The sequence below is a fragment of the Yoonia sediminilitoris genome (assembly GCF_003058085.1).
GTDB classification, from domain to species: Bacteria; Pseudomonadota; Alphaproteobacteria; order Rhodobacterales; family Rhodobacteraceae; genus Yoonia; species Yoonia sediminilitoris.
The window spans coordinates 437,286-450,391 of sequence record NZ_QBUD01000001.1; the positions used below are offsets into that span (position 1 = coordinate 437,286).

11 protein-coding genes are annotated in these 13,106 nt (G+C 59.1%); 6 read left to right on the plus strand and 5 right to left on the minus strand.

Features of this window, described 5'->3' with window-relative positions; all coding sequences use genetic code 11:
• Positions 1–3 precede the first annotated feature (3 nt).
• On the plus strand, positions 4–810 hold the full coding sequence (locus C8N45_RS02220; protein WP_108384567.1) for a transglycosylase SLT domain-containing protein: 807 nt from the start codon (positions 4–6) through the stop codon (positions 808–810).
• Here C8N45_RS02220 and C8N45_RS02225 read toward each other — a convergent pair.
• Both C8N45_RS02225 and pepN read right to left on the minus strand, forming a co-directional pair.
• Complete coding sequence (locus tag C8N45_RS02225; protein WP_245882522.1) at positions 770–1,663, minus strand: 1-acyl-sn-glycerol-3-phosphate acyltransferase; 894 nt, start codon at positions 1,661–1,663, stop codon at positions 770–772. The two genes, C8N45_RS02220 and C8N45_RS02225, sit on opposite strands and share 41 nt — an antisense overlap.
• Before the next feature lie 67 nt (positions 1,664–1,730).
• Positions 1,731–4,280: an aminopeptidase N gene (gene pepN / locus C8N45_RS02230; protein ID WP_108384569.1), complete on the minus strand. Its 2,550-nt coding sequence runs from the start codon at positions 4,278–4,280 to the stop codon at positions 1,731–1,733.
• A 113-nt stretch (positions 4,281–4,393) separates the two neighbouring features.
• Here pepN and C8N45_RS02235 point away from each other — a divergent pair, with 113 nt between their 5' ends.
• The 5 genes from C8N45_RS02235 (at position 4,394) to C8N45_RS02255 (ending at position 9,150) form a co-directional block, all read left to right on the plus strand.
• Complete coding sequence (locus tag C8N45_RS02235; RefSeq protein WP_108384570.1) at positions 4,394–4,549, plus strand: DUF2256 domain-containing protein; 156 nt, start codon at positions 4,394–4,396, stop codon at positions 4,547–4,549.
• Positions 4,550–4,654: 105 nt separating this feature from the next.
• On the plus strand, positions 4,655–6,802 hold the full coding sequence (locus C8N45_RS02240; protein ID WP_108385112.1) for a malate synthase G: 2,148 nt from the start codon (positions 4,655–4,657) through the stop codon (positions 6,800–6,802).
• Positions 6,803–6,888: 86 nt separating this feature from the next.
• The gene (locus C8N45_RS02245) at positions 6,889–7,317 is read left to right on the plus strand and encodes a GlcG/HbpS family heme-binding protein (RefSeq protein WP_108384571.1); all 429 of its coding nucleotides are present in this window, start codon (positions 6,889–6,891) and stop codon (positions 7,315–7,317) included.
• Positions 7,318–7,547: 230 nt separating this feature from the next.
• Complete coding sequence (locus C8N45_RS02250; RefSeq protein WP_108384572.1) at positions 7,548–8,315, plus strand: gamma-glutamyl-gamma-aminobutyrate hydrolase family protein; 768 nt, start codon at positions 7,548–7,550, stop codon at positions 8,313–8,315.
• Positions 8,316–8,463: 148 nt separating this feature from the next.
• The gene (locus C8N45_RS02255; protein ID WP_108384573.1) at positions 8,464–9,150 is read left to right on the plus strand and encodes a D-lyxose/D-mannose family sugar isomerase; all 687 of its coding nucleotides are present in this window, start codon (positions 8,464–8,466) and stop codon (positions 9,148–9,150) included.
• 7 nt (positions 9,151–9,157) lie between these two features.
• On the opposite strand, the gene C8N45_RS02260 is transcribed toward C8N45_RS02255, so the two are convergent.
• From C8N45_RS02260 to C8N45_RS02270, 3 genes are all read right to left on the minus strand, one after another.
• Positions 9,158–11,392, minus strand: coding sequence for a xanthine dehydrogenase family protein molybdopterin-binding subunit (locus C8N45_RS02260; RefSeq protein WP_108384574.1), 2,235 nt, complete (start codon positions 11,390–11,392; stop codon positions 9,158–9,160).
• Between the two features lie 3 nt (positions 11,393–11,395).
• On the minus strand, positions 11,396–11,860 hold the full coding sequence (locus C8N45_RS02265) for a (2Fe-2S)-binding protein (protein ID WP_108384575.1): 465 nt from the start codon (positions 11,858–11,860) through the stop codon (positions 11,396–11,398).
• A gap of 63 nt (positions 11,861–11,923) precedes the next feature.
• Entirely contained in the window at positions 11,924–13,087 is a 1,164-nt protein-coding gene (locus C8N45_RS02270) for an FAD-binding domain-containing protein (RefSeq protein ID WP_108384576.1), read from the minus strand.
• Between the last annotated feature and the right edge of the window lie 19 nt (positions 13,088–13,106).

Below are 13,106 nucleotides of genomic sequence, written 5' to 3' on the forward strand. Positions count from 1 at the left end.
GCAATGAAATTGACCAAAGCCATCGTGGGGGCGGTTGCGGCGATTGTTTTCGCGGGCACATGCCTCGCTGATGTACCGGATTTGCGCCCCGTTTCCCGTCAGGATGCACAGGCTGTGGCCCTCGGGGCCCTGCGCCCATATGTGCGCCCCGCCCATATTGTGCGCTATCCGGCAGTCATTGAAACCCGCGTCCCCGATGTCAGACCGGTCAAGCGCGATATGTTCCTGCCGCGCGCCCGCTGGGATTTCAAACCGGGCGGCCAGCTGTGGACGCGCGCGGCCATGTCGGCCGTCGCGGGCCATGCCGCTGTGCTGACAAGCGTGGTGCCCCGTGACATCGACCGCTGGTGCCCGGCCTATGCCGATCACGGAACCGACAAACGCCGCGCTTTTTGGGTTGGCATGATGTCGGCGCTGGCAAAGCATGAAAGCACCTACCGCCCTGCGGCTGTCGGTGGCCCGGACCTGTGGTATGGCTTGCTGCAAATCTATCCTGCGACCGCCCGCGGCTATGGCTGCCGCGCGACAAGTGGTGCGGCGCTCAAGAACCCGACCGAAAACCTGAGCTGTGCAGCCCGGATCATGGCCGTGACCGTCCCGCGCGACAATGCGGTTGCCTTTTTTGACCGCCGTTGGCGGGGTGTCGCTGCCGATTGGGGCCCGATGACGAAACGCGGCAAGATTGCCGAAATGGCCGCATGGACAAGCGCGCAAAGCTATTGCCAGCCGCTCATGAACATGCGCCCGGTGGCGCGCACACAAACGGGTGTCAGCCTTTCATCGCGAAGCGCGACGCCGATACAAGACTGACCGTCGGTGCATCCTTGCCGCCTAACGCCAGGGTCGCCCTGCGCAGGAGTGCTATTCCATCGGCCGGATTGTGCGGAATAGCCGCAGCCGAGATTGGGTCGCCCACTGTTATCCGGAACGGCTGCTTTGCCTTGTTCAGTGTCTCGTGAAACAGGGTGATGTCCCGCAATGTCGGGTGAATGCGATCAAACAGATAAAACAGCGCCGAATTGCGCGCCTGTATGTTGACGGGCACAACAGGCAGGTCGAATTTACGCGCCAGCATCGCCGCAGACCCCATCCAAGGCCGTTCATGCAGCCGCAGCCCACGACGCTTGGCCAGCCGCCCGGAGGGAAAAATCACGCCCAACCGCCCTGCGTGGGTTGCCCTGCGCACATATGCCATGGTTTCGCGGGTCTTGGCATGGCTGCGCTTGTCGGTCCGCCACTCGACAGGCGCAATCATGCTGCCCATCTGCGGCAGCACGCGCAGGATATCCCGGTTGGCAAAGAAATATGCGTCAGCCCGTTGCCGCGCGATAAGGTGGTGCAGGATGATTCCGTCGGCAATGCCGGTCGGATGGTTCGCCACAATCAGCGCAGGTCCATGTGCGGGGATATGTCCAAGCCCCTTGGCGGTGACCGTTCGGGCCAGCCGGTTGCCCATGTCGCACATGATCTCGTCGGCGGAGCTATGTTCGAAAGACTGCGCGATCCTGACGGTTTTGTCATAAGCCAGTAAGCGGTGCAGCATAGCGCGGGCCAGACCGGACCCGCGCCCGTCGCGGTAAAGCCAAGGCGCACGTTCGGCGATCAGCGGGTCAATGCGGTGTTCCATGACCTTATATAGCAGCGCGCGGCGTAACGGTTCCATGACGGGTGTGTTGCGGTTGGCTGACCAGCGGTGATTTGCGGATATTGTCGTTTGCTACTGGCAGAAATTAGCCCAAAATCCGTGTCACCATCTCGGTTGTGTCGCGTGACAGATGCGGGGTGGCGGCGATGCGCTGCAACGCGCCGCGCATTTTTGCCTGCCGGTCCGGGTCATAACGTTTCCATGTATCAAACGACGTGCTGACCCGTGCGGTGGTCTGTGGATTGATCGGATCAAGCTTGATCAGCCAGTCGGCCAGCAGGTCATAACCCGCACCGGACGGGTCGTGAAAACCCGCCGTATTGGACTTGAGCGCGCCAAAGACGGCGCGGAACCGGTTTGGGTTTTTCAGATCGAAAGCCGGATGCGCCGTCAGATTGGCGGCCGTCGTTGCTGCCAAACGGGGGGCGGCACAGCTGACCTGAAGGCCGAACCATTTATCCATCACCAGACGGTCGTTTTGCCATTGCGTTTCAAAGGCTGCCAACTCTGGCTGGCCTTTCCCGATTTTCAACAGTGCGGCCAGCGCTGCAAGTTGCTGTGTCATGTTGTCGGCGTCGGTATATTGCGCGCTGGCCTGCTTGCCCCCGTCCAGTTTCGACATCAGTGACAGGATGGCGTTGCCAAGACTGCGTTTGCCCGTGGCAACCGCATCGGGGCTATATGCCCCTGTCACCGTCATATCTGCATAAAGCCGGGGCAGGCTGTCTTGCAGCTGTTGCGCCAAAAGAAGTTTCAGCGCCTCATGCGCATGGTAGATCGCCATGGGGTCCGGCGTTTGTCCGGCATCGACGAGGGCGGTTGCGGTGTCTTCCTCTGACGGGAGCAACAGCACACAGGCGCGAAAGGCCGGATCATAGCTGTCGTCGCGCAGCACCGTCGCAAGACCGTCAAGATAGGCCGCGTCAGGCGCCGCATCATCGCGCACCATCCGCAGCAGCACGTCTTGTGCCAGCCTGCGCCCCGCGTCCCATTTGTTGAACGGGTCCGTGTCGTGCGCCAGCAGGAACGCAAGGTCCTTGTTCGACTGGGGATAGTCGAGGATCACCGGCGCCGAAAAATCGCGCTGGATCGACGCAATGGGTTTGCCGGACAGGTCGTCAAAGGTGAAGGTCTCTGCGGCCTCTGTCAGTTCAAGCAGGGTCGTTTTCACAACTTCGGTGCCGCCTTCATCAAGCAGGCCCACGGCGATGGGAATGACAAGCGGCTCTTTGTGCGGCTGACCCGGCGTTGGTGGCGTGCTTTGCGACAGATGCAGCCGGTAGGTGCCGTTGCTGTATTCGTCGCGGACCGTGACCTTTGGGGTGCCCGCCTGACTGTACCATCTGGCGAATTGGGTCAGGTCACGGCCTGTTGCATCGGTAAAGACGGCCAGCCAGTCCTCGATCGTGGCTGCGTCGCCGTCGTGGCGAGCAAAATAAAGATCCAGCGCCTTTTTGTAATCGCCTGCGCCCACGAGGCGGCGCAACATGCCGATAATCTCGGCGCCCTTTTCATAGACTGTCATGGTGTAGAAGTTATTGATCTCGACAAAGCTTTCGGGCCGGACCGGGTGGGCGAGGGGGCCTGCATCCTCGCGGAACTGGTGTGCGCGTAAGGCAATCGCATCGTCGATCCGCTTGACCGCATGGCCGCGCATATCGCCGGTGAACTGCTGATCGCGAAACACGGTGAGCCCTTCCTTGAGGCACAGTTGGAACCAGTCGCGGCAGGTGATCCGGTTGCCCGTCCAGTTGTGGAAATATTCATGGGCGATGATCGCCTCGATCCGTTCGAAATTGGCATCGGTGGCGGTTTCGGGGCTGGCGAGCACGGCGGCAGCGTTGAAGATGTTCAGCCCCTTGTTTTCCATCGCCCCCATGTTGAAATCATCCACTGCGACGATGTTGAACAGGTCCAGATCATATTCACGCCCATAGACTTCTTCGTCCCACTTCATGGATTTCTTAAGCGCCTCCATCCCGAAGGCGCATTTGCCCTCGTCGCCGGGGCGGACCCAGATGTTCAGGGCGACATCGCGGCCGGACATTGTGGTGAAACTATCGGGATGATTGACCAGATCACCGGCGACCAAGGCGAAAAGGTAGGCGGGCTTGGGCCACGGGTCCGACCATTCGGCCCAGCCGTCGTCCTGTGCCACCGGATTGCCGTTGGACAACAAAACAGGCAGTTCAGATTCGATTCTGACCTTGAAGGTTGCCATCACATCGGGGCGATCGGGGTAGTAGGTGATCTTGCGAAAGCCCTCTGCCTCGCACTGGGTGCAATACATGCCGTTCGACATATAAAGCCCGTCCAGACTGGTGTTGGCGGCGGGGTCGATCTCGACTTCGGCTTCGAAAACGAAGGGGCCGTCGGGGACTGTGCAGGTCAGCCCTTCGTCAGTGACTTCTGGTGTGATAGTGTTGCCGTTGATGGCCGTGCGGATCAGGGTCAGGTTTTCGCCATGCAAGAAAAACACGCTGTCTTTGGCATCGGGGTTGGGGCGGAAATGGATTCGCGACAGCACCCGCGTCGCCGATGGGGCCAGCTTGAAGGTCAGTTGCACGTCGTCGATCAGAAAGGCCGGCGGGGCATAGTCGCGCAGATATATCGTCTGGGGGGCGGCGTCTTTCATGGGTCCGGTCCGTTTTCGCTGTTTGGAGCAGCGTAGGGTCGCGCGATCTGGATTGCCACTGTCATTGGGGGCCTTGGGTGGAAAATTTGGCGCAGCACGCCATGTTGCGTCCTATGGCAAAGATGCGCAAAAAGACCGACCTGCCGCAAAAGACATGCGCGACCTGCGGCCGCCCATTTGTCTGGCGCAAAAAGTGGGCCAGGGACTGGAACGCCGTGCGCTATTGTTCTGACAAATGCCGGATGCAGCGCAACCGGTCCGGTGCGTAGAATTGGTCAGATGGAATGACCAGGCTTGTTGCCTATCGGAAACTTTTGTTTTAGGCCCCTCCTGAAAATGCGATAGGTTGTCGCAAGCTAAATCAGGGAAGAATGATGACGGATCGGGTCGAAAAACATGGTTTGCAGGTTGATACGCAATTGGCGGCATTTGTCGAAGAACAGGCATTGCCCGGCACCGGGTTGACCGCTGACCAGTTCTGGAAAGGTTTTGCGGGCCTCGTGGGCGAGATGACGCCGCGCAACCGCGCCCTTCTGGCCAAACGTGAAGACATCCAGTCACAGATTGACGCGTGGCATATCGCGCACCGAGGCAGCCCGCATGACCGCACGGCCTACGAAGCTTTCTTGGCAGAAATTGGCTATCTGGTGCCCGAAGGCCCGGCCTTTGAAATCGACACGGCAAATGTGGACCCCGAGATTGCCAAGGTGCCGGGTCCGCAGTTGGTTGTGCCGATTACCAACGCCCGTTTCGCCCTGAATGCGGCCAACGCCCGCTGGGGCAGTCTTTATGATGCGTTCTATGGCACTGACGCAATGGGCACGCTGCCGCCAAAAGGCGGTTATGACCGTGGTCATGGTGCCCGCGTCGTGGCCCGCAGCCGTGTGTTTCTGGACGAGGCCTTTCCGCTGGTTGGCGCAAGCCACGCGGACGTGCGCCGCTATTACGTGCATGATGGCGCCTTGCTGGTTGATGACAATCCGCTTCAGGACCCGGCCAAATTCGTGGGCTATCGCGGCAACCCCAAGGCGCCAGACGCGATCTTGCTGGTCAACAACGGTCTGCACGTCGAACTGGTCTTTGACCGGGCCCACCCGATTGGCAGTCGCGATCAGGCGCTGTTGGCCGATGTGCGTCTGGAAAGCGCCGTTTCCGCGATTATGGATTGCGAAGACAGCGTGGCCTGTGTCGATGCCGAGGATAAGACGCTGGCCTACACCAACTGGCTTGGCTTGATGAAGGGGGATCTGGAAGCCGCGTTCAACAAAGGTGGCCAGACCCGGACCCGCCGGTTGGCGGCAGATGTGTCATATACCGCAGCCGACGGCAGCCCGCTGACCCTGAAGGGCCGCGCGCTGCTGTGGGTCCGTAATGTGGGCCACCTGATGACCAATCCCGCGATCCTTGATGCCGAAGGTGACGAGGTCTTTGAGGGGCTGATGGACGCGATGTTTACCACCGTGATTGCGATGCATGATTTGCAGCGTGACGGGGGGAACTCGATCTACGGGTCGATCTATGTTGTGAAGCCCAAAATGCACGGACCCGAAGAGGTCGCTTTTACCAACGATATCTTTGCCAGTGTCGAAGACGCGCTGGGCTTGCCCCGTCATACGGTCAAGATCGGTATCATGGACGAAGAACGCCGGACGACCGTCAATCTCAAGGAATGTATCCGTGCGGCTAAGTCGCGCGTGGCGTTCATCAATACCGGATTTCTGGATCGCACCGGCGATGAAATCCACACCTCAATGGAAGCAGGCCCCTTCAGCCGCAAGGATTTCATCAAGCGCAAGCAGTGGATTGGCGCTTATGAGGATCAGAATGTTGATATCGGGCTGGAATGCGGATTTTCGGGCAAGGCCCAGATCGGCAAGGGCATGTGGGCGATGCCTGATTTGATGGCGGCGATGCTGGAACAGAAGATTGGCCATCCGCAATCGGGTGCGAATTGTGCATGGGTGCCAAGCCCGACTGCGGCGACCCTGCACGCGTTGCATTACCACAAGGTTGATGTGATGGCTGTTCAGGCGCGGCTGCGCAAAGGCGGGCGCCGCGCCTATGTGTCCTCGATCCTTGATATTCCGCTGGCGCAATACCAGCGCTGGACCGATGACCAGAAGGTGCGCGAGATCGAGAATAACGCCCAGGGTATTCTGGGTTATGTCGTGCGCTGGATTGATCAGGGTGTCGGTTGTTCAAAGGTGCCTGACATCAACAATGTCGGCCTGATGGAAGACCGTGCAACCTGCCGGATTTCCAGCCAGGCGCTGGCCAATTGGCTGCACCATGAAGTTGTCTCGCAGGAACAGGTGATGGAGGCGATGCAAAAGATGGCCGCTGTGGTGGACGGGCAGAACGCGGATGATCCTGCCTATCGCCCGATGGCTCCGAATTTCGACGGTATCGCGTTTCAGGCCGCCTGTGATCTGGTATTCAAAGGCCGCATCCAGCCATCAGGCTACACCGAGCCTGTGCTGCACCAGCGCCGTCTGGAACTGAAGGCGCAACGTAACCATTAAAGGCAGATGGGTTCAAACCCATCTTACGGTTTGGTATCTGTCAGACAGAATTTGTAAATGTGGGTTTAGTCCCAAGGAGAAGAACGATGGCTGAAATATCGGCGAACAAAGCCCGCACTATCATCCGCAAGGCCATGGCCAAAGGTGAGGAAATGGAATTCAAGCCGCTGTCCGTCGTCGTTCTGGACGCGGGCGGCCATGTGAAGGCGTTTGAACGTGCTGACGGAGCCTCTCCCGGGCGCTTTGCTATTGCCCATGGCAAGGCCTACGGGTCTATCATGCTGGGCATTGCGGGCACCGCCCAAATGGCCCGTGCCGAGCAGCAGGCCTATTTCATGGCGGCCGCAAATGGCGTGTTTGGTGGCAATGTTATCCCTGTGCCGGGCGGTGTGCTGATCCGGGACAAGCGTGGTGCCGTGATTGGTGCCGTTGGTGTCACTGGTGATACCTCGGACAATGATCTGACGGCTGCGCTCGCCGGGATCGAAGCTGCTGGTTTGGTCGGCGAAGGCTGAAACCGCCGCCAAACCGGTCGTGCAGACCGATGCGCCGCCCGTTGGCGGGTCGGGCTGTCGGCCTTGCCGATCTTCACGTCTGATTTGCAAAAAATTCAGGGCTGCTTAAATGATAGGCCTTATGGTGAGTTCTGCCGCATGTGTGGTCCTGTCACTGCTTCTGTGCGTGGACACGGCTTTCGCAGGCTGCAAATTGGCGCTACACCGATGTGAAGTCATAAGGAAAAATCATGGCACGGCCTGTCATTGGTATCATTGGAAACAGCTATCTGATCAATGATCAGTATCCGGCACATGCGGCCGGGCAGATGAACGCGGATGCGGTTGCGAAAGTGTCCGATTGTCTGCCGCTGATCATTCCCGCCAACCCTGAGGCCGCGCCGCTCAATGATCTGCTGGACGCCTGTGACGGATTTTTGTTTACGGGCGGTCGTCCCAATGTGCACCCGGAAGAATATGGCGAGATTGCAACCGTCGCCCATGGTGAATTTGATCGCGACAGGGACAGGCTCGCCCTGCCATTGATCAGAGCCTGCGTCAGTCGCGGCCAGCCGATCTTCGGAATTTGTCGTGGTTTTCAGGAGGTGAATGTCGCTATGGGTGGCTCGCTCTATCCCGAAATCCGTGATCTGCCGGGACGCGAAAACCACCGGATGCCACCTGATGGCACGCTAGAAGAGAAGTTCGAACTGCGCCACAAGGTGACGTTTTCCCAAGGCGGGCCATTCCATCAACTTTTGGGGGCCACTGAAGTGATGACGAACACTTTGCATGGGCAGGGGATCAAGCAAGCCGGTCCACGGATTGTTATTGACGGCCATGCACCCGACGGCACGCCCGAGGCGGCCTATATCGCCGATGCACCCGGATTTACCCTGTCTGTTCAATGGCACCCTGAATGGAATGCCGATGCTGACCCGGTCTCTCGACCGCTTTTTCAGGCTTTCGGCGATGCCTGCCGGACATGGTGTGCAGGAGCCCTGCGCAAAACGGCCTAGCCGGGGCGCGATCGCTCTGCGCCGTTGGGCACCGAAAGCTGACCGACACCAAACCGTAAGATGGGTTTTAACCCATCCCCGTTTCTTGCGCGTTCAACGTTGCCCTAGTACACGGAATGCAAAATACTTGTGCCCGAGGGAGAAGACGATGAAACGCTCTACCATCAACGACATCATGGCAGAGGCCGACGCAATGATCCGCTCCTTCGGATTTACGCTTCCGCCCTGGGCCTATTGGACACCGGAAACCTTCAAGGCCCGTGCAAGTGATGCCCGTGCTGTGATCGAGGCCCGCTGCGGCTGGGATATCACCGATTACGGGGCAGGGCGTTACGATGAAATGGGCCTGTTTCTCTTCACGCTGCGCAACGGTCGCCTCGCTGACCTGCAACGCGGCGGCGGCATGTGCTACGCTGAGAAGCTTTTGATCTCAAAGCAGGACCAGCTGTCGCCTATGCATACCCATGTGATTAAGGCGGAAGATATCATCAATCGTGGGGGGGCCACTTTGGTGGTGGAGCTTTTCGGATCAGACGCCGGTGGCAATTTTGATGAAACGGCCGGTGGCACCGTTCTGTGCGATGGAATCAAACGCGATTTCGATGCTGGCGAAAAGTTGTATCTTGCCCCCGGTGAAAGTGTGACCTTGATGCCCGGCGATTGGCACGCCTTCTGGGGCGAGGGCGGCGATGTGCTGATTGGTGAAGTCTCGACCGTGAACGATGACGAGACGGACAATCTTTTTCGCGAACCCATTGGCCGCTTTGCGCAGGTGGAAGAGGACACAGACCCCACCCACTTGCTGGTCAGCGACTACAGGACATGGCTTGCCTGACCCGGTCTTACAGGATCAGGTCAAATGTCTTGTTCAGCGGCAGCGTACGCGCCCGTGTGCCTGTCAGGTCAAACAAGGCGTTCCCCAGTGCAGGCATTGACGGGGGTGTTCCGGGTTCGCCGACGCCGCCCATAAAAGGAGCTGTTTCCAGGATTCTGACCTCGAATGCGGGCGTGTTGTGCATGCGCATGGCGTCATAGTCATAGAAATTGCGCTGCTCTGCAGCACCATCGGCAAAAGTAATTTCGCCCTGCATCGCAGCCGAGAAACCGTAGATCGCCCCTGACACCATCTGCGATTCGATGATGCGCGGGTCAAGTGCTGTGCCTACGTCGCAAGCGATCCAGCATTTGTTGATTCTGATGCCGTTTCCGGTGTCCTCGACTTCAACCACTTCTGCAACGGGCGTGCCAAATGAGTAGGTGAATGCGACCCCGCGCCCGATATTGTCAGGCGTATTCCCGGTCCAGCCGGACATCTCATAGACGGCCTGAATCACCCCCGCAGAGGGTGCATGTTCTGCGCGCGCCATTTTCAGGCGGAATTGCAGCGGATCGACCTTTGCGGCATGGGCCATTTCGTCAATGAACGTGTCAAAAAAGAACCCATTGTGCGAATTACCCACGGATCGCCAAAAACCAAGCGGCACTGTCAGGTCGGTCAAATGCCCTGACACGCGGAAGTTGGGAATGGCATAGGGTTGGTCTGCCGCGCCTTCCACATGGCCCCGGTCTGGTCCCGGTGGTATCTGACCTGCCAGCCGCCTGCTGGAATTATGGGTCACTGACTGCGCTGCAATCTTGCCATCAACAAGCTGGGCTTCACCATCAGCAACGAAACCCCTGAACTGTGCCATCGCAGCGGGGCGATAGAAATCGTGGGTCATGTCCTCTTCGCGCGGCCATGTCATCCTGATGGGGGTACCGGGCATTGCCTTGGCGATCTTTGCAGCCTGAACCGAGAAATCATATTCGCTGCGCCGCCCAAAGCCGCCACCCATCAGGGTTGTATGCACCATGACCTGTTCGGGCGTCAGCCCCACGGCCTCGGCGCATTTGTCGCGTACAATCACAGGGGCCTGATTGCCCGCCCAGATTTCAAGTCCGTCATCGGTATATAGTGCTGTCGCACACATCGGCTCCATTGTGGAATGTGCAAGGTAGGGCACCTGATATGTGGCGGTGATTTCGGTTCCATCGACAGGTGCTGTCACATCCCCGTCATCACGGATCACGCTGTTAGGTTCCTCTTTGAACGATGCTTCGACTGCGGCCAGCAAAGCTGCCGTATCAGCAGGATAACTTGCGTCCTCCCAAGTGATTTCCACCGCATTTGCGGCCTGGAGTGCCAACCATGTATTGTTGGCGACAACGGCAATGCCGTCCTCCAGATCAATGATTTGCTCAACGCCAGCCATGGTCTTTGCAGCACTATCGTCAAAGGACACCATGCCGCTGCGGCGCGGGTTCATCCGTACGGTTGCGAACTTCAAATCGTCCAGCTTTGTGTCGGTTGCGTATTGCGCGGTGCCCGTTGATTTGGCGACCATGTCGGTGCGTGGCATGGATTTCCCAAGGTATTTCCACGTCGATTTGTCGCGCAGTTCCACATCGGGCGGGGTGATGTCCCGCAGCGCCTCTGCCAGTGCCGTATAGGCGATGGTCCTGCCGTCGGGGGCGATGACTTGACTGTTCTCAGTGCGCAAGCTGCCCGCATCGGTGCCCAATTGTGCCGCCGCCGCAAGCTTCAGTGCCTCGCGCGCAGAGGCCCCCGCATGGCGCATCCTCTCATATGCGTCCTTGGTCGATGTTGACCCGCCTGTGACTTGCAGGTTCAGTAATTTTCCAACCATTCCAACGCCTTGGCGCAGCGTGTGTTTGAACGCTGTATCGGCGTAATGCCGGAATGGCAGGGCAAGCCCAAGCAACGCCTGATTGTAATAGGCCTGTGCGGGAGGGCCGTGCAGCACGGTGATATCCTCCCATGCCACGTCCATTTCCTCGGCCACAAGGGCCGCCAGTGTCGTGTGCACCCCTTGGCCCATTTCCGCGCGCGGTGCGATGATCGTGATCCCGTCGCTGTTGATCAGGATATAGGGGTTGAGCGTCGCTTCGCCTTCGCCCGGGGTCAGCGGGTTGGGCGCATCCTTGCGGACCTGATAGACGCCGAACGCAACGCCACCGGCAATTGCGACGGTTCCGATCAGGAAAGTCCGGCGGGCAATCTTGCGGAAATTGGCCATGGCTCAAGCCTCCTGAATGCGCTGGGCGGCGTCTTTGATGGCGGCGCGGATGCGTGGATAAGTGCCGCAACGGCACAGGTTGCCCTGCATCGCGTCATCAATGTCCTGATCTGTCGGGTTAGGTGTCTGGTCCAGCAGGGCGGCGGCATTCATGATCTGCCCGGACTGGCAGTAGCCGCATTGCGCAACCTGATGATCGACCCAGGCCTGCTGGATCGTGGCCATGTTGTCGGGGGTGCCCAGCCCTTCGATCGTTGTCACATCGCCCCAGACATCGGCAAGCGCGACCTGACACGACCGTACCGCTTCGCCATCGATATGGACGGTGCAGGCACCACAGGCGGCAACGCCGCAACCGAATTTGGTGCCGGTCAACCCAACTTCATCGCGCAACACCCAAAGCAGGGGCACCTCACCGGGCAGATCGATATCTTGGGTCTTGCCATTGATGGTCAGTGTGGTGGGCATGGGTTCCTCCGCGGCTGAACTGTTTGGTTTAGTTTAGGTCGGTCCGTGCCGTCGCACAAGATGTCAGACCGTCGCAAGGCCACGAAGGTCGCCGATCAGTTTGGGGATTTTTTCCTTGAACCTAAAAAAACCGTGGGTTGCATGGGGCCATGCACTGCTATCGTAGGGCCGTATTATCTGGCGCAGGTCATGCCCGGACAATGCATCACGGGTCGGCCCGACAGGCAGGTAGGAGGTCACAACCTGTTCCAGCTCGTGCGTCGCGATCCAGTCAGACAGGGCATCGGTCGAGATCCGCTTGAGATGTCCTAATCGGGCCTGATACCTGCCCGCGCAGTCAGCCAACCCGCCAGCCACGAAATCCTGCACCCCTTGCGCGGTCATCAGCGGGCTGCGGGCCTGTGTGGTCTGGATGATGGCCGTCGCATCCGGTGTGAACTGGTCCAGCAACCAACCGATTGACTTATCCTCTTCGGTGATCAGCAGACCGGTGCGTTTCCCGGGGGTGATTGTGTCGCTGACTGGCAAGGGGGTGCGTGTGGGGTGGGGTAGGCCCTCCAGCGGGGGGGCGACAGCGGCAAGCCCTGTCGGGCGGAATCGGCCTTCGGTATATTTTGCAATGTTGTCGGGACGGGCCAGATAGGTCTTTCCCACCGTTTGCAGGCCCGAGACCCAACGCCATGACAGGGTATTGCTGGCCGGGTCGCCGTCAATCAGATGACGCATAAAGAAATCAGCGCCCAACACCCATGGCAGCCGCAATGTGAAAACCCAAATTGACGCAAACCACATGCGGGCGTGATTGTGCAGATATCCGGTCTGTGCCAGCTGATGCGCCCAATGGTCAAAACAGGCAATGCCAGTGTCGCCTTTGCAGGCCGCCTCCCACGCCTGACGTAAACCCGCTTCGCTGTGGGTGCGATGCAGGGCTGCGCGCAAATCGGCTTTGTAGTGGTCCCAGACAGCGGGTCGCATTTCCAGCCAGCCCTTCCAGTAGGTGCGCCAATAAACTTCCTGAATGAATTTTTCGGCCGCTTGCAGTGAATGGCGACCAAGGGTGGCGCGGATCACATCCTCTTCGGTGATGATTCGGTGGCGAATATAGGGTGACAGGGCCGACACATGCGCGGTGTCGTCATAGTTGCGTTTGCTTGCATAATCCCGGCCCGCCTTCGGGACGAAATCATGCAATCTCTGCAAGGCGGCAGTGTATCCGGTTTCAAACATCCGCTGTAGGTAAAGCGGG

Excerpts from the sequence above, each read along its gene's own strand:
- C8N45_RS02260 (WP_108384574.1), bottom strand. The coding sequence starts at position 11,392 with ATGGCCAATTTCCGCAAGATTGCCCGCCGGACTTTCCTGATCGGAACC.
- C8N45_RS02235 (WP_108384570.1), top strand. The coding sequence starts at position 4,394 with ATGGCAAAGATGCGCAAAAAGACCGACCTGCCGCAAAAGACATGCGCG.
- C8N45_RS02255 (WP_108384573.1), top strand. The coding sequence starts at position 8,464 with ATGAAACGCTCTACCATCAACGACATCATGGCAGAGGCCGACGCAATG.
- C8N45_RS02265 (WP_108384575.1), bottom strand. The coding sequence starts at position 11,860 with ATGCCCACCACACTGACCATCAATGGCAAGACCCAAGATATCGATCTG.
- C8N45_RS02270 (WP_108384576.1), bottom strand. The coding sequence starts at position 13,087 with ATGTTTGAAACCGGATACACTGCCGCCTTGCAGAGATTGCATGATTTC.
- C8N45_RS02225 (WP_245882522.1), bottom strand. The coding sequence starts at position 1,663 with ATGGAACCGTTACGCCGCGCGCTGCTATATAAGGTCATGGAACACCGC.
- C8N45_RS02220 (WP_108384567.1), top strand. The coding sequence starts at position 4 with ATGAAATTGACCAAAGCCATCGTGGGGGCGGTTGCGGCGATTGTTTTC.
- C8N45_RS02250 (WP_108384572.1), top strand. The coding sequence starts at position 7,548 with ATGGCACGGCCTGTCATTGGTATCATTGGAAACAGCTATCTGATCAAT.
- pepN (WP_108384569.1), bottom strand. The coding sequence starts at position 4,280 with ATGAAAGACGCCGCCCCCCAGACGATATATCTGCGCGACTATGCCCCG.
- C8N45_RS02245 (WP_108384571.1), top strand. The coding sequence starts at position 6,889 with ATGGCTGAAATATCGGCGAACAAAGCCCGCACTATCATCCGCAAGGCC.
- C8N45_RS02240 (WP_108385112.1), top strand. The coding sequence starts at position 4,655 with ATGACGGATCGGGTCGAAAAACATGGTTTGCAGGTTGATACGCAATTG.